Source organism: Clostridium sp. CCUG 7971, assembly GCF_017590215.1.
Lineage (GTDB): Bacteria > Bacillota > Clostridia > Peptostreptococcales > Peptostreptococcaceae > Faecalimicrobium.
In genome coordinates this window covers 25,538-47,762 of record NZ_JAFFPK010000137.1, presented here as the reverse complement: position 1 = coordinate 47,762, position 22,225 = coordinate 25,538, and the positions used below count along the sequence as shown (strand labels likewise).

General features: G+C 27.5%; 22 protein-coding genes and 1 pseudogene. 4 read left to right on the top strand and 19 right to left on the bottom strand.

Annotated features, from left to right (window positions below):
- The 3 genes and pseudogenes from JWF52_RS19470 to JWF52_RS16145 all read left to right on the top strand — a co-directional run.
- Nucleotides 1-216 (top strand): annotated as a pseudogene (locus tag JWF52_RS19470) (HAD-IB family hydrolase); the annotation flags it as partial.
- A 69-nt stretch (nucleotides 217-285) separates the two neighbouring features.
- On the top strand, nucleotides 286-639 hold the full coding sequence (locus JWF52_RS19465) for an HAD family hydrolase (RefSeq protein ID WP_502711268.1): 354 nt from the start codon (nucleotides 286-288) through the stop codon (nucleotides 637-639).
- A gap of 73 nt (nucleotides 640-712) precedes the next feature.
- Nucleotides 713-1,486, top strand: coding sequence for a hypothetical protein (locus tag JWF52_RS16145; protein ID WP_208334542.1), 774 nt, complete (start codon nucleotides 713-715; stop codon nucleotides 1,484-1,486).
- Between the two features lie 48 nt (nucleotides 1,487-1,534).
- Here JWF52_RS16145 and JWF52_RS16140 read toward each other — a convergent pair whose 3' ends face one another.
- The 16 genes from JWF52_RS16140 to splB all read right to left on the bottom strand — a co-directional run bounded on the left by JWF52_RS16140 (nucleotide 1,535) and on the right by splB (nucleotide 15,109).
- Entirely contained in the window at nucleotides 1,535-2,026 is a 492-nt protein-coding gene (locus tag JWF52_RS16140; RefSeq protein ID WP_208334541.1) for a hypothetical protein, read from the bottom strand.
- A 7-nt stretch (nucleotides 2,027-2,033) separates the two neighbouring features.
- Entirely contained in the window at nucleotides 2,034-2,474 is a 441-nt protein-coding gene (locus tag JWF52_RS16135) for a hypothetical protein (RefSeq protein WP_208334540.1), read from the bottom strand.
- Nucleotides 2,467-3,303 (bottom strand): DUF5685 family protein, encoded by an 837-nt coding sequence (locus JWF52_RS16130; RefSeq protein ID WP_208334539.1) that lies wholly within the window; start codon nucleotides 3,301-3,303, stop codon nucleotides 2,467-2,469. Before JWF52_RS16130 ends, JWF52_RS16135 begins: the two co-directional genes overlap by 8 nt.
- Nucleotides 3,304-3,364: 61 nt before the next feature.
- Entirely contained in the window at nucleotides 3,365-3,871 is a 507-nt protein-coding gene (locus JWF52_RS16125) for a metallophosphoesterase family protein (protein WP_208334538.1), read from the bottom strand.
- Nucleotides 3,872-3,969: 98 nt separating this feature from the next.
- The gene (bioF, locus tag JWF52_RS16120) at nucleotides 3,970-5,121 is read right to left on the bottom strand and encodes an 8-amino-7-oxononanoate synthase (protein WP_208334537.1); all 1,152 of its coding nucleotides are present in this window, start codon (nucleotides 5,119-5,121) and stop codon (nucleotides 3,970-3,972) included.
- A 62-nt stretch (nucleotides 5,122-5,183) separates the two neighbouring features.
- Nucleotides 5,184-5,948: a 6-carboxyhexanoate--CoA ligase gene (locus JWF52_RS16115; protein ID WP_208334536.1), complete on the bottom strand. Its 765-nt coding sequence runs from the start codon at nucleotides 5,946-5,948 to the stop codon at nucleotides 5,184-5,186.
- 26 nt (nucleotides 5,949-5,974) lie between these two features.
- On the bottom strand, nucleotides 5,975-6,478 hold the full coding sequence (locus JWF52_RS16110) for a hypothetical protein (protein WP_208334535.1): 504 nt from the start codon (nucleotides 6,476-6,478) through the stop codon (nucleotides 5,975-5,977).
- 24 nt (nucleotides 6,479-6,502) lie between these two features.
- A complete protein-coding gene (gene bioA, locus JWF52_RS16105) occupies nucleotides 6,503-7,855 on the bottom strand; it encodes an adenosylmethionine--8-amino-7-oxononanoate transaminase (RefSeq protein WP_208334545.1) in 1,353 nt (450 codons plus the stop codon).
- 18 nt (nucleotides 7,856-7,873) lie between these two features.
- Nucleotides 7,874-8,575, bottom strand: coding sequence for a dethiobiotin synthase (gene bioD, locus JWF52_RS16100; protein WP_208334534.1), 702 nt, complete (start codon nucleotides 8,573-8,575; stop codon nucleotides 7,874-7,876).
- Between the two features lie 68 nt (nucleotides 8,576-8,643).
- Nucleotides 8,644-9,594 (bottom strand): biotin synthase BioB, encoded by a 951-nt coding sequence (gene bioB, locus JWF52_RS16095; RefSeq protein ID WP_208334533.1) that lies wholly within the window; start codon nucleotides 9,592-9,594, stop codon nucleotides 8,644-8,646.
- A gap of 143 nt (nucleotides 9,595-9,737) precedes the next feature.
- Nucleotides 9,738-10,001, bottom strand: a complete 264-nt coding sequence (locus JWF52_RS16090) for a hypothetical protein (protein WP_208334532.1) — start codon at nucleotides 9,999-10,001, stop codon at nucleotides 9,738-9,740.
- 296 nt (nucleotides 10,002-10,297) lie between these two features.
- Entirely contained in the window at nucleotides 10,298-10,729 is a 432-nt protein-coding gene (locus tag JWF52_RS16085; protein WP_208334531.1) for a hypothetical protein, read from the bottom strand.
- 82 nt (nucleotides 10,730-10,811) lie between these two features.
- Complete coding sequence (locus tag JWF52_RS16080) at nucleotides 10,812-11,513, bottom strand: DUF4367 domain-containing protein (RefSeq protein ID WP_208334530.1); 702 nt, start codon at nucleotides 11,511-11,513, stop codon at nucleotides 10,812-10,814.
- Nucleotides 11,506-12,048 (bottom strand): RNA polymerase sigma factor, encoded by a 543-nt coding sequence (locus JWF52_RS16075; protein ID WP_208334529.1) that lies wholly within the window; start codon nucleotides 12,046-12,048, stop codon nucleotides 11,506-11,508. The genes JWF52_RS16080 and JWF52_RS16075 overlap by 8 nt, the downstream gene beginning before the upstream one ends.
- Before the next feature lie 134 nt (nucleotides 12,049-12,182).
- Nucleotides 12,183-13,949, bottom strand: coding sequence for a sensor domain-containing diguanylate cyclase/phosphohydrolase (locus JWF52_RS16070; protein WP_208334528.1), 1,767 nt, complete (start codon nucleotides 13,947-13,949; stop codon nucleotides 12,183-12,185).
- Between the two features lie 137 nt (nucleotides 13,950-14,086).
- Entirely contained in the window at nucleotides 14,087-15,109 is a 1,023-nt protein-coding gene (gene splB / locus JWF52_RS16065; protein ID WP_208334527.1) for a spore photoproduct lyase, read from the bottom strand.
- Nucleotides 15,110-15,285: 176 nt separating this feature from the next.
- On the opposite strand from splB, the gene JWF52_RS16060 reads away from it, so the two are divergent.
- Entirely contained in the window at nucleotides 15,286-15,558 is a 273-nt protein-coding gene (locus JWF52_RS16060; protein WP_208334526.1) for a hypothetical protein, read from the top strand.
- Nucleotides 15,559-15,600: 42 nt separating this feature from the next.
- On the opposite strand, the gene JWF52_RS16055 is transcribed toward JWF52_RS16060, so the two are convergent.
- The 3 genes from JWF52_RS16055 to purD all read right to left on the bottom strand — a co-directional run bounded on the left by JWF52_RS16055 (nucleotide 15,601) and on the right by purD (nucleotide 22,220).
- A complete protein-coding gene (locus tag JWF52_RS16055) occupies nucleotides 15,601-16,887 on the bottom strand; it encodes a conjugated bile salt MFS transporter (protein WP_208334525.1) in 1,287 nt (428 codons plus the stop codon).
- A 237-nt stretch (nucleotides 16,888-17,124) separates the two neighbouring features.
- On the bottom strand, nucleotides 17,125-20,928 hold the full coding sequence (locus JWF52_RS16050; RefSeq protein ID WP_208334524.1) for a phosphoribosylformylglycinamidine synthase: 3,804 nt from the start codon (nucleotides 20,926-20,928) through the stop codon (nucleotides 17,125-17,127).
- Between the two features lie 35 nt (nucleotides 20,929-20,963).
- Complete coding sequence (gene purD / locus JWF52_RS16045) at nucleotides 20,964-22,220, bottom strand: phosphoribosylamine--glycine ligase (RefSeq protein ID WP_208334523.1); 1,257 nt, start codon at nucleotides 22,218-22,220, stop codon at nucleotides 20,964-20,966.
- Nucleotides 22,221-22,225: the final 5 nt, after the last annotated feature.

Here is a 22,225-nt window from a genome sequence, read left to right as displayed (position 1 = left end):
ATAATCGACCAAAAGGTATGGTTTGAACATGCTAGAGATACTTTCATGGATTGGGATAAAAGACAAGGAAATTACGATGATTACTTAGACGATGTATGTGAACTATATGTAAAATCTTTAATAGGTCTTGATAAAACTTGTATAGATTTTACTAGTGATCAAGTAATAAAACTAAAGTCCGACAGAGTTTATAAAATATTACTCGTTCAAGAATAAAATGGCATTTAGATAATGGTCATATAGTAATATTTATATCTGGAAGTCCTAATTTTTTTAGTTGAAAAAATGGCTAAAAAATATAATGTTACAGATTTTATTGGAAGTGACTATATATTTGAAAATGAAACATTTAATGGAACAGTTATACCAATGTGGGACTCTAAAAGTAAAAACACGGCTATAAATGATTTTGTAGATAAATATAACGTAGATTTATCAAAATCCTTCGCTTATGGCGATACTAACGGTGATATAAATATGCTTAGAAGAGTAGGTAATCCAATTGCGATAAATCCTACGAAAGAGCTTTTAAATCATATTTCAACTGATGTTAATATATCAAAACATACTCAAATAATCGTTGAGAGAAAAGATATAGTTTATTCTTTATCTCCAAACGTTAATGTACTTGATATATAATTTTAAAATTATAGTATATAGCTATTGAAATTATATTTCTTAGGCTTTTGCTTGTTTTAAAGGGAGGTTAAAAATGCAAGTTAACGAAAATTTGTCTAATATGTCTCTAGATGAGGCTATAGATAAACTTAGTAAAAGTGTCTATCTTGAATCACCTGATATTTGGATAGACCTTACTGATAAAATTAATGACCATATTTTCGATGAAATGGTACTTTTCTTTGCAACTAAATATGATGTTTTACCTATTTTAAAGCATGCTGTAGAAAGTAAATTTATAGATTTAAATTTACCATCTAAAAATACGACATATAAAAATATAGGTGAACATCTAATGTCTGTTGCTATTCAGAGTAATAACATTAATATTCATAATTATCTTAAAAGATTATTAGGTCAAGATGATGATGAAATGCTTATAGAAGAAGTTAAAATAGAAAGTAATGAAAATAATAACCATGTGTCTTATAGACCTGAATTTATATGTCCTAGTTGTAATGTAAATATATTTGAATCTGGCTATAAGGCATCAGAAGATATAATTTATAAATTTTCATTAGAGAAAAATAAACTCATTGAGACTTCAAGAAATTTACTTGATAAAACAGTTTGTTGTAATTGCAATAATATTATAAAAGATATATCTATAAATCAACTTAAAAATATTTGTACGGTTCAAAATTGTAGCAAATGTTCTGCTGATTTAACAAATGTAGGAATTATAGATAAATCAAAAATGGTATATGATAAAGAATCTAATAAATTTAATTCTAAATCAACATCTTTCCACTGTGCTAATTGTGATAATCTAATAAACAAAACTCAAGAAGAATACTTTGGGCTTTAATTATATAAAAATCGCTTTGTTCAATTATTATTGAGCAAAGCGATTTTTTTAGAAATTTTTAATATTTTTTCTTAATTTATGATTGTAATAATCTATAAATGAGCTATACACATTATCATAAATTACAAAAGCTATTTCAAATCCAGTTATTGTTATTATATTTACAGGTATATATATAAATTGTTTAAATGTTAAATACAAAACTATCATTATAATATTTGCAAATAATAATTTTAATATATATTCGATATATATTGGTAAATCTCTTTCTACCATATATTTTATAAGCCCATATACTCCAAATGTAGTCGTATATAAAATCCATTGGAATTTATTAGTCATAACTATAAATCCTAAAATTATAGATCCCATATAAAAAATAACACCACTTTTAGGTCCAAATTCCATTATTATTATTGAAATTGGTAAAGATGCTAGACCCATAATAAACAATGTATTTATAGGTATTATATTTATAAGAATTAATAAAATTATATTTAAAGCTAATAATATTCCTCCAAAAGCTACTTTTTTACTCATATTTCACCTAAAAACAGCTTACTAGGTCGCCACCAAAGCATTCGCAACAAGTGTCTAAGCACCATAACTTACCACAATCTTCGCAACAATCCCCACCACAACAGCATAAATCATCACAACAACAGCAGCAACATCCATCCAAATCATTACGTCTTCTTCTATTATATCTATATGATCTATCTCTGTAATCATCTCTATAGAAAACATAATTATCTAGCGCTTTTTTATACTCTAAATTTTCTGGATCCATAGTATTTGCTTTGTTTATACTATTTTCACCCTCTTCATAGTAACCTAAATTCATAGCAGATATTCCATTTAAGTAATACCAGTTAGCACATTTTTCACCTATATTTCTTAAAAAATTGTAAGCCTTATCAAATTCATTATTGTCTATAAGTTTTCTAATAGTCATAAAATTATCATTGTTATAAGTATTGCTATACATTAGTTTCACACCCTTTTTTTAATATATTTTGGTATCTAAGATATACTCCTGAATAAACTATATTTTCTATTATATTTGTATTAACCTTTAAGTTTAAATTATCTACACTTCTAGCAAGCATTCCTAAGGACATACTTATAAGTTTATCTGCCTTTTCTCTTAGTTCTTCTCTTTTGTCTATGTACTCTATAAATGGATTATATCTTCCTTTTTCATAGTCTTTATCTAAATCTTCATATGCATCTAATATATAAATATACTTACCTACATTAAATCCAATTTTCCTTAAATCTTTCTCAAACTCATCTTCTTTATATGCAAATATTTCTCCCATAAGATTTCCGAAAGTATTAGATACTAAATCTATATTTAGATTTTTTTCTTGTTCTAGATTATATAGTATTTCTAATTGGTTCTTTATAAATTCAGCTTTTTGAGGATATTTTTCATAAGCAAGCTTTAATTTCCCCTTATATATATTATATGCTAATTTATCCTTTATGCCTTTATCATCTCTTAAATTATCTTCTAATTTATAATATGTAAGAAGTACATTCATACTTGCTGCATATTCTGTAATATCATTTATTATCTTCTTTTTCTTTTTAAATGGATTTGCGATACAACCTTCTTCTATTACATTAGGCTTTGGCCTATATACTGATGTTAATACTAATATTAAAAATGTTATATCATAATTTAATGAAAGTCTTGATATTTCTCCATGGTTATCTTTTAAGTACTTACATAACCCACAGTAATATCCTCTATAATGTTCATACTCTCTAAAAGTTAAATCCATCTTATTTACTTTTACATATCCAAACATATTTATTCCTTTCTACTATTTTTATATTCTAAAGCTACTATCTTTTTACTAAATATTAATTCTATATAGTTATAAATTTTACCATAAAATTTTTAAATTTAACTGTATTATTTGTTAAATCTTCATTATATTCATCATATATGCTTTCATCATTTATAACAAGCTTTGCCATAGTTGTTGGTAACTTAAATCTCTTAGGTCCAACTGATCCAGGGTTTATATATAATATATTCTCTTTATCATATATATTACTTTTATGTGAATGCCCATATACAACTATATCAATATTTTCTTTTTTTAAATCTATACTTACTTTATTTATGTCATGAACCAAATATATACGTTTGCCCATTACCTCTATAATTTTTTCATTTAATATAGTTTTGTTATCTATATTCTTATCTATATTTCCTAATATTGCCTCGGTTTTAGCAATTTTATTTAAATTTTCTATTATATCTAATTTTCCTATATCACCTGAATGAAGTATTAAGTTACAGCCTTTTAAGTTATTTATAACTTCTTCTCTCAATAATCCATGTGTATCTGATATTAATCCTATAATCATAGTTTATCTCCTAATTTTTATTTCATATATATATTATATCCATAATTTACTTAATAATAAAACTCCTATGAACTTATATAATGTCCATAGGAGTTTTATTATATTTCTAATTTATATTTAATATCTTTTATTTTATCTAATACAAAGTCTAAATCTTTAAAATCATGTGTTGCCATAAGTGTTAATCTAAGTATAGCTTTTCCTCTTTTTACTGTCGGATACCTTATAGCCGGAATATATATCCCCTCTTCTAGTAACATTTTACTAAATTCAAGTGCTAGCTCTTCTTTTCCTATTAATATTGGTATTATTGGACTTTCACTATTTATATCAAATCCTATATTCCTTAATCCTTCACATATATAATCAATGTTTTTATGAAGCTTTTCTACCAAATTTGGATTCGTATCTATTATATTTACACTTTTAATAGCTCCATTTATAACTGCTGGTGAAAGTGCTGTTGAAAAAATAAAACTTCTAGCTTTATTTTTTATATAATCGATTACATCCTTTTTTGCACATACAAAACCACCTTCACTACCTATTGCTTTACTTAAAGTCCCAATTATAATATCTGGTTTTAAGTTAAAATATTCACTACTACCTCTTCCTGTTTTTCCTATAACTCCAGTTGCATGTGCATCATCAACTAAAGTAAGTAGTTTATATTTTTTAGCTATTTCTATAATTTTTTCTAATTTAGCAATATCTCCATCCATACTAAACACACTATCTGTTACTATCATTCCATATTTGGGAACATTAGACTTTATTTTAGCTTCTAAATCTTTCATATCATTATGTTTATATACAATAGTCTTAGCTTTAGAAAGCCTGCACCCATCAATTATACTAGCATGATTTAACTCATCGCTAAATATATAGTAATTTTCATCACATATAGCTGAGATTACACCTACATTGGCCATATATCCAGTATTAAAAATAAGTGTGTCTTCAGTATTTTTAAATTTAGATATTTCTTCTTCTAATTTTTTATGTAAATCATAACTTCCTGTCGTTAGTCTTGATCCACCTGATCCTAATCCATATTTATTTATAGCTTCTATTGAAGCCTTTTTTACTTCTTCATTATTACAAAGTCCTAAATAGTTATTAGATGACATTAAAAGTACATCTTTTCCATCAATAGTTGTAAATTTGTCTTGAGGTTTACTTAGGTACTTCATTTCTCTATATAAATTACTTTCTTTTATATTTTTTAGCTTGTCCTTTATATTATTCATGGCTTAATTTTCTCCTAGCAGACAATCTCTATAAAATAGAAAAGGACCTATACCAGCCCTTTTTATATTCCATTTTGAATAAATTTTTTGTATGATAAATTTCTATTAATCTTAATATCATTTTTTATAACTACCTTTGATTTTTCAATATAATCTATGCAGTTTTGCAGATTAGAAATCGATGAGTCATATAGAAATACTCTTCCTCCATTTTCATTCCCCAATTCTTTTAGATGAGGAAATCTTACATACCCATACTTTTTAGATGCTACATATCCAGCTGTATAATTTGGGTCATCTGAATAACATACTTCTCCTATTATATATGGACAGTTTACTACCTTACTAGCAAGAGCCAATGCCTCTATAAAGTGCCCATTATATTTAGTTTCCTTCGTTAAATGATTTATATTAGAATCTTCAAAATCCATATATGTTGCTCTTATACCTCTTTGCTTATCTGGTTCTAACCTCTCCATAGTATTAATATCTAGTAAAATTGCGCCTCTCATATTTGATACTTCTCTTAATAAATTAATTATATTTTGAGACTTTTCTTTATTTATTCCTAGTTTCATTAGCATAGTTTTAGCTGCGTCTAATCCTTCTATATAATTATTTACATCTACAGTAGTTACATCTAAAGGATTTATAGTTTCTAATTCACTTTCTTTTACTTTTTCTATTTTTATATTTATAAAGTCAGATTTACCCTTTGAGTGCAATAATGCTCTTTTTAAAAGTAAATTAACTGCCTCTTCTATATTCTCTTCCTTAATTATCTTTTCAGCTCCTGATATATGATTATCATCCTTTGATGATCTCATTTTTATACTGTATAATCCCATAATATTTATCCCATCTCCATATAATTTAAATAATTATTGTATGGTGTTTTTTTGACTATATTTTTTATTACTTTATAAATAAAATAAGATGATAATAAGGTATAAACCATACCTGGAAATGCAGCTATAATTAGCGCCTTTAAAGGAGTACCTACTATAAAATGCATAACTATTCTACCTACAATTGTTCCTATAGGCCCAGCTAATGAAATTATTAAAATTCCCGTTCCTAGATAACTTATTATACCTCCAGCTATAATTCTAAATACCATTGCTACAACTACATTTAGTATCGTGTGAGTTCCCATGATTAAATTTATAAAACTTGCTATTATCCCAGAGGTTATATACTTTTTAAACCCAAATGTAGCACATATACCGATTGCTATTGGTGCTGACATTTGAAATTCTGTACCAGGAATTAATCCCGGTAATTTAAATGTTCCTGATATGGCAATTATGATTGATAATAAAGCTATTAATGTTATTTCTTTAGTTTTACTATTCATACTTTTACCTCTTCTAATTAATAATTATTTAAATTCATTAAAATATTCTATTATACTATCTCTAGCTACATCTACCATAAAATCAATTTCTTCTTCACTTATAACATAAGGTGGCATAAAGTAAATTATATTTCCTAATGCCCTTAAAAGTACTCCTTTTTTCAATGCCTTTTGGTATATTTTATATCCTACTCTTTTCTCACTTTCAAAAGGTTCCTTAGTTTCTTTACTTTTAACTAGTTCAATAGCTCCAATCATTCCTAATTGTCTATACTCTCCTACATAAGGTATATCCTTAAGAACACTTTCCACCTTTTCTCTTAGATATTTACTCTTTATTTTATTTTTATTTATTATATCTTCATCTTCAAATATCTTTAATGTTTCAACTGCAACACTACATCCTAAAGGGTTACCTGAATAACTGTGACTATGTAAAAAAGCCTTCATAGTATTATAGTCATCATAAAATGCATCGTAAATCTTATCACTCATTAGGACCAGAGAAAGCGGCATATATCCAGCTGTCAGCCCCTTTGATAAACACATTATATCTGGTGAAATTTGTGCATGATTACATGCAAACATCTTACCAGTTCTTCCAAAACCAACTGCTATCTCATCAGCAATTAAATTGATATCATATTTATCACAAAGTTCTCTTAGCTTAACTAAATACTTTGAAGAGTATATTTTCATACCAGCTGCACACTGTACCAGTGGCTCTATTATTATTGCACTTACCTCATCATGGACTACTTTTATTTTTTCTTCCATATTTACAAAACACTCTGCATCACAAGTATCTCTTTCTTTATTAAATTTACATCTAAAACAGTCTGGACCTTCAACTTTTATAGAATCTAGTAATATTGGCTTATAAACTTTGCTATACAAATCAACATCTCCCATAGATAATGCTCCTATTGTCTCACCGTGATATGCATCTGATATATTTACAAACCTAGTTTTATTAGTTTCACCTATTTGTTGGTGGTATTGAAAACTTAATTTCAATGCTATTTCTATTGCAGAAGATCCATTATCGCCGAAGAATACCTTTTTAAGTCTATCTGGGGATATAGAAATCATCTTCTCACATAGGTCAATAGCTGGCTTATGAGTAAAGTTAGCAAATATTACGTGCTCTAAAGTATTTGCTTGTTTATAAAGTGCATCATTTATTCTTTGATTTGAATGGCCAAATAAATTTACCCACCATGATGATACTGCGTCTAAATATGTATTTCCATCTATATCCTCAAGATAAATACCTTTACCTTTTTCAATCACTATAGGAGGAAATTTCTCATAGTCTTTCATTTGAGAGCATGGATGCCAAACATATTTTAAATCTTTTTCTTGAAGCTTTTTCATACTCATATCAACACTCCTTTAATTAAATATGTTTAATATTTTTTCTAGGCATAAACTTCTATATTCGTTTTTTATGTTATTAATATTTGGCTTTTTAATATTTCTAATAGTTTGTATCACTTTTAAATTTGTTAGCTTTTCTATCATCTGTATATTATCTTTTTCATAAAACTTATCATTGTATCCATTTATAATAATTCCTTTAGAGTTTATATTATTTTGCTTTAAAAACTCATTTGTAAGTACTGTATGATTTATAGTTCCAACACCAGCACTAGCTACTATTACAACATCAAGATTTAAATCTTTTATTAAGTCATATACAAAATACTTATCTTCTATTAAAGGAACTACTATACCTCCAGCGCCCTCGACTACTACATAGTCATACTTACTTATAAGATTATTATATTGATTTATTATCTTTTTCTTTGAAATATCCAGATTCTCAATCTTTGCTGCTAAATGAGGTGAAACCTCCTCCTTTAAGCAGTACGTATTCATCTCATAGTAATTATTATTAATATCACATACTTCTTTTACATACTTTATATCTGGTGGAATCAATTTATCATTTTCTTCTAAAATTCCTCCACTTTGGATCGGCTTAAAAGCTATTGCATTGTATCCACGTTCTCTTAATTTATAAACCAAACCTCCTGTAACAAAAGTTTTACCCACATCAGTATCTGTTCCTATTACAAAAATCCCTTTACCCATAAAGCACCTCTTTTTAGTAAACCTAATATTTATAAAAAGTTTACCGTGTATTTAAAAAAATATTACTATTATATTTCAAATCCAAGATTTCTTATCATTTTTACATCTTCAGTTATTCCACTTCCACAAGTTGTAAGCATATCACCCGTTATAGTTGCATTTGCTCCACCTTCAAAAGCTTTCTTTCCGTTCTCGGTTAAAAGATTCCTTCCCCCTGCTAATCTTATTTGGCTATCAGGATTTATAAACCTAAATATAGCTACAATTTTTAAAAACTCTTCTTCACTTACTTTTTTAGCATCTCCTATTTTAGTACCTTCAACAAAATTCAGCATATTTAGTGGTATTGATTTTATATTTAGTTCTCTTAAATCAAAGGCCATATCTATTCTATCTTCCTCAGACTCTCCAAGGCCTATGATTCCTCCACTACAGACTTCAATGCCCACTTTTTGAGCTGCTTTTATAGTGGCTATTTTTTCATCATATGTATGAGTACTGCATATGTTTTTAAAGTGGTTTCTTGAAGTTTCTAAATTGTTATGATATCTTTCTACTCCCACATTTTTAAGCTTTATCATATCTTCTTCGTCTAATAAACCATGTGATGCACATGTTTTTATACCTACTTCATTTTTTATTGATTCATAAGATTTACAGACTGTATCTACTTCATTCTTGCTTAGTCTTTTTCCTGATGTTACTATTGAGTATCTTTTAACTTCTTTATCATGATTATACCTTGCATCTTTTATAAACTCGTCTTTAGTCAGTAAAGGATAAACATCTATATTAGTTTTATGATAAGCTGATTGAGCGCAAAATTTACAATCCTCACTGCACTTACCACTTTTCCCGTTAACTATACAGCATAAATCAAACTTATTTCCTAAGAAGTATCTTCTTATTTCATTTGCATATTTTGCTAACGTACTTAGATCATATTTTAATAACTTATTAGCTTCTTCTTTATTTATTAAGTAACCATTTTTTATGTCTTCAACTATTTTTTTTATCATTTTAAATTCTCCTATTTTTATATGCTTTTATAACTTCAGTTTACTTTTAAAACTTCTTTTCGTCAACCTAAATATATAATTAAGTTTACCAAAAACATAAAAAAAGCACTTTTACGTTTTATATTGCAAAAGTGCTTTTTCAACTATAATATAATTTTATTTATATCTCCGTCAGCATTCTCTATTGTTACAACATCTAATCCTTTATACTCTTTAAATAACCACTTTATATCTTGCATCGCTTGACTTACTTGTTTACTATTTAGATCGTTGATGAAGTACTCTCGTCTCATATCTTCGTACTGTTTATCTGTTAAAAAATTTCTAATAAATGTGAAAGCAAATAGATTAGGGATATTACTATCAGTTCCCTTTCTATATCCTTTTTTTCTTACATACATTCTCATTATATATCCTCCAAAAGTTGATTATATTAATCCTATTAAAAGTATATATAATTTACATATTTTATATTACTAAGGTTTTTTATTGTTTTATCTTAAATTAATCTCAATGTAAAAATCCTTAATAAAGTGAATTTAATTTCGTCATTATGATAAAAATAATACAATCTAATTCTATGATTTTAGTTGTTTCATTATTATAAATTACCATTTAATAGGTATTTCTTATAAATAAAAAAGAAACTTTACTCTATTATAAAGTTCCTTTTTTATTTATAGTTTCTTTATTTTAATATATTCTAATATTTTACTACATTACTAGTTATATCTTGTCTTTCTGAAGAACTGTTAACATATGCTTCAAGTGTTGTTAACAATCTATATGAATATCCTTTTCTTACTGAATAAGTTTTAGATAACATGCAAGCTTTACTATTTGATGTTGTTGTCCATGCTTGTATAGTCTTCCATCTTCCATCTACATATTGCTGTAACCTAACTGTTAGACCAGTCTTAGTTACCATACTTTGTCCTGTCACAGTTGAAGATACATTTGCAACTCCATTTGATATAGATAACCTAGAACTACCAGTATCTATATATTTGAATCTAGCATCATGAGATTCTATATCCCCTCCTATAATTTCACTTGCAAAAGTCTTTGTTGCCCCTAAGTTTAATGTTAATAAAGAAAGCATTAAACCAAAACAAACTAATTTTTTTAAACGCATAAAAATCCCCTCCTAATGTCATTTTACATATATAACGATATTGAAAGTCATTTTGTGACATTTTTTTATAAATTTTTATTTTTTATTTTATACTTTCTGCAATACTTATAATTTCTTTCTTTTTATCAGCTATTTTTGAATTCTGCATAGAATGAAAATTTATATTATACAGTTTTTCATCGTCATGCCATATTAATTTGTTCATAGTATCTTTTGCATAATACTCTGCTTCTATATTGTTTACTAATACTATATCTTTATGTATATCCTCTGTGTCATTAACTATATGAACATCATTAATTTTATAATTTTGATAAGTTATTTCCTCTCCATGATTATTTTTGTAAATTATTATTACTTCATTAGGTCCCTCTAACCTTTCAATCTCTTTAAATCCTTCAGGCAAGTATTTAGGAACTTTAATTTCAAAACTGTCTTCACCAATATCTACAGTAGTTGAAAATACATATGATGTAAATTTATCATATACCTCTTTTACAACATCAAAAAATTGATTTCTTAATGCTTCTACACTCATTGTTAATGTAAATAGCCCTATAGTAGTAACAACTAGTATCGCTGCTATACTTTTTGAATATTTGTATATTTTATTCACTACCGGATTTCGTTTTTCATACTTAATCAGTTTATTCATTTTTCCATTGAACTTATCAGAAAAATCATGATTTAATTCATCTTCATTCGGTAGTTGATCTAGCAAATAGTTTTCGACATTTTCACAACTCCTATAAAGCATTTCATCTGTAATTTCAAATTTACTCAATATTATACACCTGCATTTCTTTTAAAATACTTTTTAGTTTTTCCTTTCCTCTAGATATTCTTTTTCTTACATTATCAGGTTTTATTTTAAGAATATTCCCTATTTCATTATCGGAAAAATGGTGACTAAACTTTAACAATATGACTTGACGATACTTTTCAGGCAACTTAGAAATTGCTATTTCTAATTCCCCAAGCTCACTTGACTCGATATGTTCAGTATTATTAATTGATATTTCATTTTCAAGTAAATCTATTTTTTCTCTCTCTCTTTTATTTTTTCTATATATATCAATAGAAATATTCTTTACTATAATAACGATTAAACCTTTCGTTTTGTGACTTTTAATATCATCTATTTTATTAAAATTATCAATAATTCTTAAAAATGCCATATGTACTGCGTCTTCAGCTAAGTGATTATCTTTTAAAATATCATTAGCAACATAAAACATTGTTTGTCTGTATGTATTGTATAATAGTTCAAACTTTGAGATATCTTCGTCGCAATCTATTAAATTTAAATATATCAACATACTTTACTCTCCCTTAAATTGATTATATATAATGTTTTACCTTTTTTTTACATAAAAATCCCCCTTAAAGCAATGTTTTTCAAGTTTGTTTACTTATATCTACTTTAAGAGGTTTCACCTAAAATAAATCTATATTAATCTTCACTTTCTAATATTTCTATAAATATCTTGGCTATATTAGGATCAAATTGCGTGCCACTACACCTTTTTATCTCTTCTATTGCCTCTGATTTAGTTTTTACAGCATTATAACCTCTGTCACTAGTCATTGCATCATAAGAATCTACTATATTTACTATTCTAGATGTAATAGGTATTTCTTCTTTACTTAGACCTAAAGGATATCCTAAGCCATCATATCTTTCATGGTGAGCTAATACTCCTTTTGATACATGAGATAACTCTCCTGATGCCTGTAATATTCTATATCCTTTTTCCGTATGAGTTTTTATAATATCATATTCTTCTTTTGTTAATTTTCCAGGTTTCAATAGTATTTCTTCACTAATTCCAATCTTTCCAATATCATGAAGTTTTGTAACTAAAGCTAGTTCATCCAATTGAGATGTAGTAAGTCTTAATACCTTTCCTATTTGACGTGCATAGTTTACTAATCTTCGTGTGTGTTGTTCTGTCTCTACATTCTTTTCATTTAATGATTGGTTTAGCGAAAAAATTATAGAACTTCTTATACTTCTTTCTTGAAGGAACTTTTGTCTATATAACTTTTCTTCAGCCTCTTTCAAGTTTTCATATATACTTTCTTCTAAAGAATGTTTAATTGATGATCCTAGAGATATGCTCATTTCAATTAATTTAAAATCAGATTTTTTGCAACCGTCTACTATGTTATTTATAACTTGCTCACACCTATCTTCATCACAATTTGGCATAAGTATAATAAATTCATCTCCACCCCATCTAAAAATAAAATCATTTTTACAAGTTACTGCTCTTAAGATACTAGTAATCTTTTTTAATAGCTTATCCCCTTCTAAATGACCAAATGTATCATTAACAAATTTTAGTCCATTTACATCTCCCATTATGACTCCAATCGGAAGATATTTTGAGCTATTTAGTTCTTCTTTTTTTTCTTCAAAACAAGCCCTATTATAAGCACCGGTTAAACTATCTGTATAACTTAATTTTGTCAATTTTTCCTTTAGCTCTATTGTATCTGTAACATCTGTAGATAAAGCTACAATTCCCCAAACTTCTCCATCCTCATTAATTACAGGTACTTTTATTGTTTCTTCAATCCGATTTTCACCTGCTTGTGTGGTAATTTTACGCACGTCTCTTATCATTTTTTTAGATTCCATAGCTTCTAAGTCTTGCTTCATATATTTTAAGGCTAAACTATTTGAAATAGACTCTACTTCAAAATCATTTTTCCCTATCATACTTCTTATACCTAACTTTTTATAATGATCTGACCATTTTTTATTGTAACCTACATATCTACAATCTTTATCTTTATAAAAAATATAGTTCGGCAATGTATCTATTATAGTACGTAATATATTTTCCCTCTCTTCTAACTGCCTTTGTTTAGATTTAACTTCTGTAATATCTACTAAAACACCAAATACACCCATTAATTTATTATCTTCATCAAAGTAAGGACTTATGTAGCACTGGCTTTCTATACCACCAGCTTTGAACTCAAATTTTGATATTTCTCCACTTTTCAAAACATCATCTATTTTCTGATCACATATTAATCTTATAGTACATTTATCACATACTTCGCACTTTATACTTTTATAATCCTTTACTTCTATATTGTATAAATTTTTAAAAGCTTGATTAATGAAAATAAAGTTTTTATTTAAATCTTTAACCCATATTGTAAATGGCATATTATCTAAAACAAATTTAGTAATTTCATTTATCATTTATATACATCCCCATATCTTTTGAGTAATACTATTATTATAAAATATGAAATTTATTATTTCTATAGGTAATACTTAGTTATTTTAGTTCTAATGTTACTCAAAGAGCTACAATTTTGTTCTAGTACGTTAATTTTTTATATAATATATTTTATTTCAAAGTTAGTAAATGTACTCTCTATTTCAGTTTTAAAAAATTCTTTCATATCATTTAAATCTTCCTTTTCATATACATATTTTCCATATCCAAATTGACCATATTTAAACTTTCTACTTTCATCATCCATAGGCAATACAGTCTCTGGAAATATTTCTAATATTCTATTTTTAGCTTTAGTTGTATATCTATGAGAAATAACTTCAAATAAAATTTTATCACTGAAGTTTTCTGGCAATTTATATTTTATACTTTTTATTAAATTTGAGTATTCTTCTTTCCATCCATCATATAGGAAGACTGGAGCTATTATAAATCCAATCTGATATCCAGCATTAGCTAACTTTACAGCAGCTTCAATTCTTTTATTTATAGAAGCTGTATAATGTTCATATGTCTGTATTACTTTATCTGTATTTATACTAAATCTTATTTCAGTATGGTTGTTATGATCTATTCCGATAAGTTCATCTATATCATTATATTTTGTTACAAATCTAAATCTTGCGTATTCCTCTTTAGCAAAAAACTCGATTGCCTTTTTTAATGAATGAGTATATGGCTCAACCGGTATAGGATCTGAAGTTGCAGCTCCTTCAAATATAGTTATGCTTGGTTTTCTTTCTTCTATATATTTTTTAGCTTGAATTAGTATATCATCTACATTGGCAAATACCCTCACAAATGGTTTATCTCCTAATTGAGTATTTAGATAGCAATACTCACATCTTCCCATACATCCACTTACTAATGGCAATTGATAATGTGCAGAAGGTTTACAACTTTGAAATTTTAAACTTTTTTTAATTCCAACTACTAAAGTTTGCTTTCCTTCTTTGTATTGTTCGTTTAGATTTTCTCCTGGTATATAACCTTTTATATGATTTGATGAAATCTTTATTATATCAGTTTCCTTATTTTCCTTAACTTTATTATAAATATTTTTACCTACATCTGTTTCCAATGTATTTTTTTCAAATATTACCCTTTTAGGTTTAAACAAATTTTCCACCTCATTTATACTAAATTATTTACTCTTATTTTCTTTATTTTAGGCGTATATATTCTAATTTTTAAAATTTATATATTATTTTAAATTCAATGAATAAATTTACTATTTGTTTAATATGATTTATTAAAGGAAACAAGCTTTATAATAATTTACCAAGGGGGATAAAAATGTTAAACGTATCAAGTAGAGATTTAAATGAAAAAACTAGATTTGTAAGAGCTAGAGGTTACATTCCAGCTATAATTTATAGTTCTAAATTAGATAAAAGTGTTCCTATAGAAGTATATAAAACTGATTTTAAAAGATTAGTTGAGTCTAATAATCATAAAGGTTCTATTGAATTAAATTTAAATGGTGATTTATATAACTGCATAATTACAGATGTACAAATAGATGGAATTAAAGATGAATGTTTACATATAGATTTTAAATTAGTTTAAATAAATAAAAAACTATCTCAAATTTTGAGATAGTTTTTTTATTTATTTTTGTAATTTTGCTATCCTATCTTTATTCAATTCAGACATTCTTTTTATTACTGATAATACCATTACATATCCTATTATTATTGATACTAACATAGCTGGCCATGCAACTATATATCCCATACTATCAACAATTATACCAAATAATGTTGAACCACAAGCAAATCCTATTGCAAAGAATATATTACTTACAGCTAATATCGTCCCAAAATCTTTTTTCCCAAATAAGGAACCTGCTAAATAAGAAGGTGCTATCATATAAGCAAACACTGAAAGTCCTTTACTTGTAGCAAAAACATATGCTAGTATTGGCACTTGAGGTGAAAGTATTAGACATATACATGCTAAAGACGCCAATATAAATCCTATAATCATAGTTTTAATCATTCCAATTTTGTCAAATAGCATACCACCTATAATATTTCCTAATAAAGAAGCAAGTGCAAATAACGATCCTACCATAGCTAAAGAAGACGGTGCAAAACCTATAAATCTCAAGTATGCTGGGTATTGAACAGCTAGTGCTGATACATATATACCTATAAATATAAATCCTACTGCATAAATCCAATATGATGCCATACTTTTAACTTCGCCAAATGTATATCCCCAGTCCACAGAAATATGTGTTTTTTCTTTTATTTTAGCCTTATTTGCTTTACTTTTTATAGTCTCACTTTCATCTTTAGGCATTCTTATTAATAATAAAGATGTCGCTACTCCTACTATTAAAGATAATATAGAAAACCACAAATAAGCCTTACCATAACCATAGTTAGCTAATATACGAACTACAGCTTGTTGTAAAAATATATTCCCTATAGATCCACCTGCAAATGCTAACCCCATAGCTTTACCTTTTGTATCATCATCAAACCATGCTGTTATTAAAAGAGGTACTCCTATAGAAGATATAGCAATTGTACCAATTTGAGATACTGAATAACCTAAATAAAACATCCATAGTTCGTGAGAAAATGCCAGTAATAATATTCCTCCACCAGAAAGTATAGATCCTATTACAAATATTAGCTTGGCTGGATATTTATTAAATCCCTTACCTATTAAAGGTGATGCTATAGAAGATGCTATAGTACCTATTGTAAACATCAAAGAAAATTGTGCAAGTGTAAACCCTTCACCTTCTACTACATAACTTATAAATTGAGGATGTATATTAGATGCTACTCCGAAAGGTATTGCCTGTATAATCATACATCCAATAACTACTAACCATCCAAACATAAACCTATTTTCTCTACTTTGACTTCTCATTTCAATCATGTTGATAACTCCTTTTTAATTTAAAAATTTAAATTTTTAGGTAGATTTTTTGCCTGGCTTCATTAAGAAACATTTTAAAATAATTACTATGAAACATTTTAATACAAGAATCTATAGTAGTTATACTTTGATTAAATTGTAAAATTTATTCTATATACATAATTTTTAAATTTTTTATATATTCTAAAAAGTATATAAAAAAGGCTGAACTATAAATCTAGCCCAGCTTTTTATTTATTATTTAAAGTATTTAACTCCTGCTTCAAATATTTTTTGATCTTTTTCACCAATAATATTTTTCATTACATTTTCTCCGATTCTCTCAGAGTGACCCATCTTTCCAAATATTCTACCATCTAAACTAGTTATACCTTCTACTCCATAGAATGAACCATTTGGATTAAATTCTATATCATATGTTGCTTTATTTTCAAAATCAACATATTGAGTTGCTATTTGCCCATTGTCAATTATACTTCTCATAACTTCTTCATTAGCTACAAATCTACCTTCTCCATGAGATATAGCTATATTATGAATATCTCCTACCTCGGTATTAGCTAGCCATGGGGATTTATTTGATGATATTTTAGTTCTAACAATTTTAGATTGGTGTCTTCCTATATTGTTATAAGTAAGAGTTGGTGCATTTTCATCAGCTTCTCTTATTTCACCATATGGTAGTAATCCAAGTTTTATAAGAGCTTGGAATCCATTACATATACCCAGCATAAGTCCATCTTTATTATTTAAAAATTCACTTACAGCTTCCGCTACCTTAGGATTTCTAAATACAGTCGCTATAAATTTACCTGAACCATCTGGCTCATCCCCTGCGCTAAATCCTCCAGGTAACATTATTATTTGTGAATTTTTAATTTCTTTAACTATTGCATCGATAGATTCATTTATATCATTTTCACTTAGATTTTTAAATACTCTTATATTACTTTCTGCTCCTGCTTTTTCAAAAGCCTTAGATAAATCATATTCACAGTTTGTTCCAGGGAATGTTGGTATAAATACTCTCGGTTTAGCTATACTTATAGATGATTTTCTAGATTCACCTTTTGATACATAATTTATAGTTTCAATTTTTTCTGTTATTGTATCTGCCTTAGTTGTAAAAACTGATTCAAGGGTACTACAATGTGCTTTATATAATTCATTTAGGCTTATATTTTCATTATTTATAACTATTGAATCACAACCACTTGTTGTTCCAAGTACAATATAATCATATCCATCTAATATACTTAAATCATCATCCGCTAATTCTAAAACTATATTTCCATAGCCTGGACTAAATAGATTATCTACATTTTCAAATACAAATCCTATTTTATTACCAAATGCCATCTTACTTATTGCTTCACATATTCCACCATATCCTAATGCATATGTTGATAATACCTTACTTTTGTGTATAAGTTCATTTATTTTCGATAAATTTTTCTTTAACTTATCAAAGTTAATCACATCATTTTCTAATCTATCTGTGTATAACATAACAACTTTTGAGTTATATTTCTTAAATTCTGGTGAAACTACATGTTTTGCATCCACAGTATCCACAGCAAATGATACTAATGTTGGTGGTACATCTATATCTTTAAATGTACCAGACATACTATCTTTTCCGCCTATTGCAGGTATTTCAAGCTTATTTTGAGCATAATATGCGCCTAAAAGAGCTGCAAATGGTTTACCCCATTTACTTGGATTATACCCAAGCTTTTCAAAATATTCTTGTAATGTAAGTCTTATATTTTTATAATTACCCCCAATAGCCACAACTTTACACACAGATTCAACCACTGCATATAAAGCACCGTGGAATGGACTCCATTTACCTATCTTCGGATTGTATCCATATGTCATTATAGTAGAAGTATTTGTTTCACCATTAAGAATAGGTATTTTAGCAACCATTCCTTGAGATGGAGTGGCTTGATATTTTCCTCCAAATGGCATAATAACTGTACCTGCTCCTATACTACTATCAAACTTTTCTACCAATCCTTTTTGAGAACAAACATTTAAATCAGATAATACGTTTATAAATTTATCTTTAAAACTCACTTCCATGTCTACAGATATTTCTTTAAATTCATTATCTTTTGCATTGGACTTAAAGTACGTATTACTTTCATCAACTTTCTCTACATGTACTTTTGTAGTTTGTTTAACACCATTAGTTTCTAGAAATTCTCTTTTTACATTTACAATAGCCTTATCATTCCAAAACATTCTCATATACCCACTATCTGTTACAGTAGCTACATGAGTCGCTTCTAAATTTTCTTCTTTAGCTAGATTTATGAACTTTTCTTTATTTTCTTTAGTAATAACTACAGCCATACGCTCTTGAGATTCAGATATTGATATTTCTGTTCCATCAAGACCTTCATACTTTTTAGGAACTAAGTTTAAATTAATATCTAAGCTGTCTGCAACTTCACCTATAGCAACACATACTCCACCTGCTCCAAAGTCATTACATCTTTTTATCATTTGTGCTACTTCTTTATTTCTAAAAAATCTTTGTATCTTTCTTTCATTAGGTGCATCACCTTTTTGTACTTCTGCACTACAAGTAAGTATAGATTCCTCACTGTGTTCTTTTGAAGAACCTGTAGCTCCTCCACAACCATCTCTTCCTGTTTTACCTCCAAGTAAAACCACTATATCTCCATTTTTAGGTACTTCTCTTATTACATTTTCTTTAGGAGTTGCTGCAATTACCGCTCCTATTTCCATTCTTTTTGCAACAAAGTCTTCATCATAAACTTCTGAAACTTGTCCTGTAGCTAAACCTATTTGATTTCCATATGAACTGTATCCATTAGAAGCTTCAGTAGTTATTTTTCGTTGCATAAGCTTACCTGGTAATGTATTTTCTAATGTAGTCCTTGGATCTGCACTTCCAGTTACCCTCATAGCTTGATATACATAACTTCTACCTGATAATGGATCTCTTATAGCTCCACCTAAACAAGTTGCCGCTCCACCAAAAGGTTCTATTTCTGTTGGATGGTTATGTGTCTCATTTTTAAACATCACTAAATATTTTTCTATCTTACCATCTATTTCAACATCAACGTTTATACTGCAAGCATTTATTTCTTCACTTATATCTAAGTCTTCTAACTTTCCATCTTTTCTTAATTCTTTCATAGCTATAGTTGCTATATCCATTAAGCATATATCTTTTTGTCTATCTTCATATACATTTTTTCTAGAATTAAGGTACATTTCATATGTATCATTAATTATATCTGTATATTTTCCAGATTCTATTTTAACATCTTCTATTTGAGTCATAAAAGTTGTGTGTCTACAATGATCTGACCAATATGTGTCTAGTACTTTTATTTCTGTTATAGTAGGATTTCTCTTTTCTATATTTCTAAAATATTCTTGTATATGATTTAAATCGCCTAGTGTCATAGCAAGTCCTTGATTACTTAAAAAGCTTTCAAGACCATCATTAGTTAAATCTATAAATCCATCTAAAACTTTAACTTCTGTAGGTATTTCTGTTTCCATTTTTAAAGTTTTCGGTTTTTGTAAAGATGCTTCTCTACTGTCTACAGGATTTATGCAGTATTTTTTTATATCTTCAAATTGTTCATCGGTTATGTTTCCACTTAGTATATATACCTTAGCTGTGTTTATTATAGGTCTTATCCCTTGATTTACTATTTGAATACATTGAGCAGCCCAATCTCCTCTTTGATCATATTGACCAGGTAAATACTCTATTGAAAATACTCTTTCACTTTTACCTATATCTAGTGTTTCATGATAAACTACATCTAAATTCGGCTCTGAAAATATTGTATTACATGCACTTTCATATACACTATCATCTATACCTTCTATATCATATCTATTTAAAATTCTTATATTTTCTATACTATCTATATGCAAACTTTGAATTAAATCTTTTTTTAAAGCTCTAGCTTCAAGGTCAAATCCCTTTCTTTTTTCTACTAATATTCTTTTAACATCTGACTCTAAACTTATAGCTTTTAACATATCAGTTCTCCCTTTTAGAAAAATTAATTTTACTACTATTGATTAATCATTCCTATATCTGTTCTAAAATGCATTCCTTCAAAATTTATCTTTTTAATATTTTCATATACTTTTGTAGCTGCATCTTCAACACTTTTAGCCTTAGCTGTTATACCTATTACTCTACCACCATTAGTTACTATATTATTGTTTACTATCTTTGTTCCACTATGGAAAACTACTATATCCTTGTCTAAATTTTCAAGTCCTATGATAACTTTCCCCTTTTCATAATTATCAGGATATCCTCCAGATGTAAGCATTACACAAACAGCTTCTTCATCTTGGTAATTTATAGAGATATCTTTTAATTTGTTGTCTATTATGGCTTCCATTATTTTGTTTAAATCTGTTTCTAATCTAAATAAAACAGACTGTGTTTCAGGATCTCCAAATCTTACGTTATATTCAAGGACTTTAGCTCCATCATTTGTTATCATAAATCCAACAAATAATATTCCTTTATAATTTAAATTATCTTTTTTAAACCCTTCTAGCGTTTTATACAATATTTCATCTACTTCTTTAGATAATTCTTCATTATAGATTTCGCTAGGAGAGAATGTTCCCATTCCACCAGTATTAGGACCTTGTTCATTGTTATATACTTTCTTATGATCTTTTGCACTTACCATCGGAACTATCGTGTCCTTATCTACAAATGCAAGTATTGAAGTCTCTATCCCTTGTAGAAATTCTTCTACAACTATTTTATCTCCAGCATTTCCAAACTTCTTGTCACTCATCATCTCTTTTAATGTAGAAATTGCTTCTTCTCTATTTTGCGGTATTACAACACCTTTTCCTGCAGCTAATCCATCAGCCTTTATAACAACAGGGTATCCAAAATTATCTATTCCATTTATAGCATCTTCTATATTTGTGTACTCTTTATATTTTGCTGTTGGTATATTATGTCTTACCATAAATTCTTTTGAAAATGCTTTACTTCCCTCAAGCCTAGAACATTCTTTATTAGGTCCAAATATTTTAAGACCTTCTTTCTCAAATTCATCTACAATACCTTTAACTAAAGGTACCTCTGGTCCAACTATAGTTAAATCTATTTTATTTTCTTTAGCAAATTGTAATAATTCTTCTATTTCGCTATCATTTATATTTAAACACTCTGCAACTTCAGATATTCCCGCATTACCCGGTGCACAGTATATTTTTTTCACATTATCCTCATTACTTAATTTCCAAGCAATAGCATGTTCTCTACCGCCACCACCTATTATTAATACTTTCATACTTT

What these genes read in the sequence shown, in the direction of transcription:
- JWF52_RS16090 (WP_208334532.1), bottom strand. Translation starts at nt 10,001, where the DNA reads ATGAGAATGTATGTAAGAAAAAAAGGATATAGAAAGGGAACTGATAGT.
- JWF52_RS16140 (WP_208334541.1), bottom strand. Translation starts at nt 2,026, where the DNA reads ATGAGTAAAAAAGTAGCTTTTGGAGGAATATTATTAGCTTTAAATATA.
- purD (WP_208334523.1), bottom strand. Translation starts at nt 22,220, where the DNA reads ATGAAAGTATTAATAATAGGTGGTGGCGGTAGAGAACATGCTATTGCT.
- JWF52_RS16115 (WP_208334536.1), bottom strand. Translation starts at nt 5,948, where the DNA reads ATGAGATCATCAAAGGATGATAATCATATATCAGGAGCTGAAAAGATA.
- bioD (WP_208334534.1), bottom strand. Translation starts at nt 8,575, where the DNA reads ATGGGTAAAGGGATTTTTGTAATAGGAACAGATACTGATGTGGGTAAA.
- JWF52_RS16125 (WP_208334538.1), bottom strand. Translation starts at nt 3,871, where the DNA reads ATGATTATAGGATTAATATCAGATACACATGGATTATTGAGAGAAGAA.
- bioB (WP_208334533.1), bottom strand. Translation starts at nt 9,594, where the DNA reads ATGATAAAAAAAATAGTTGAAGACATAAAAAATGGTTACTTAATAAAT.
- JWF52_RS16060 (WP_208334526.1), top strand. Translation starts at nt 15,286, where the DNA reads ATGTTAAACGTATCAAGTAGAGATTTAAATGAAAAAACTAGATTTGTA.
- JWF52_RS19465 (WP_502711268.1), top strand. Translation starts at nt 286, where the DNA reads ATGGCTAAAAAATATAATGTTACAGATTTTATTGGAAGTGACTATATA.
- bioF (WP_208334537.1), bottom strand. Translation starts at nt 5,121, where the DNA reads ATGAATAATATAAAGGACAAGCTAAAAAATATAAAAGAAAGTAATTTA.
- JWF52_RS16070 (WP_208334528.1), bottom strand. Translation starts at nt 13,949, where the DNA reads ATGATAAATGAAATTACTAAATTTGTTTTAGATAATATGCCATTTACA.
- JWF52_RS16050 (WP_208334524.1), bottom strand. Translation starts at nt 20,928, where the DNA reads ATGTTAAAAGCTATAAGTTTAGAGTCAGATGTTAAAAGAATATTAGTA.
- JWF52_RS16145 (WP_208334542.1), top strand. Translation starts at nt 713, where the DNA reads ATGCAAGTTAACGAAAATTTGTCTAATATGTCTCTAGATGAGGCTATA.
- JWF52_RS16055 (WP_208334525.1), bottom strand. Translation starts at nt 16,887, where the DNA reads ATGATTGAAATGAGAAGTCAAAGTAGAGAAAATAGGTTTATGTTTGGA.
- JWF52_RS16085 (WP_208334531.1), bottom strand. Translation starts at nt 10,729, where the DNA reads ATGCGTTTAAAAAAATTAGTTTGTTTTGGTTTAATGCTTTCTTTATTA.
- bioA (WP_208334545.1), bottom strand. Translation starts at nt 7,855, where the DNA reads ATGAAAAAGCTTCAAGAAAAAGATTTAAAATATGTTTGGCATCCATGC.
- JWF52_RS16110 (WP_208334535.1), bottom strand. Translation starts at nt 6,478, where the DNA reads ATGAATAGTAAAACTAAAGAAATAACATTAATAGCTTTATTATCAATC.
- JWF52_RS16130 (WP_208334539.1), bottom strand. Translation starts at nt 3,303, where the DNA reads ATGTTTGGATATGTAAAAGTAAATAAGATGGATTTAACTTTTAGAGAG.
- JWF52_RS16075 (WP_208334529.1), bottom strand. Translation starts at nt 12,048, where the DNA reads ATGTTGATATATTTAAATTTAATAGATTGCGACGAAGATATCTCAAAG.
- JWF52_RS16135 (WP_208334540.1), bottom strand. Translation starts at nt 2,474, where the DNA reads ATGTATAGCAATACTTATAACAATGATAATTTTATGACTATTAGAAAA.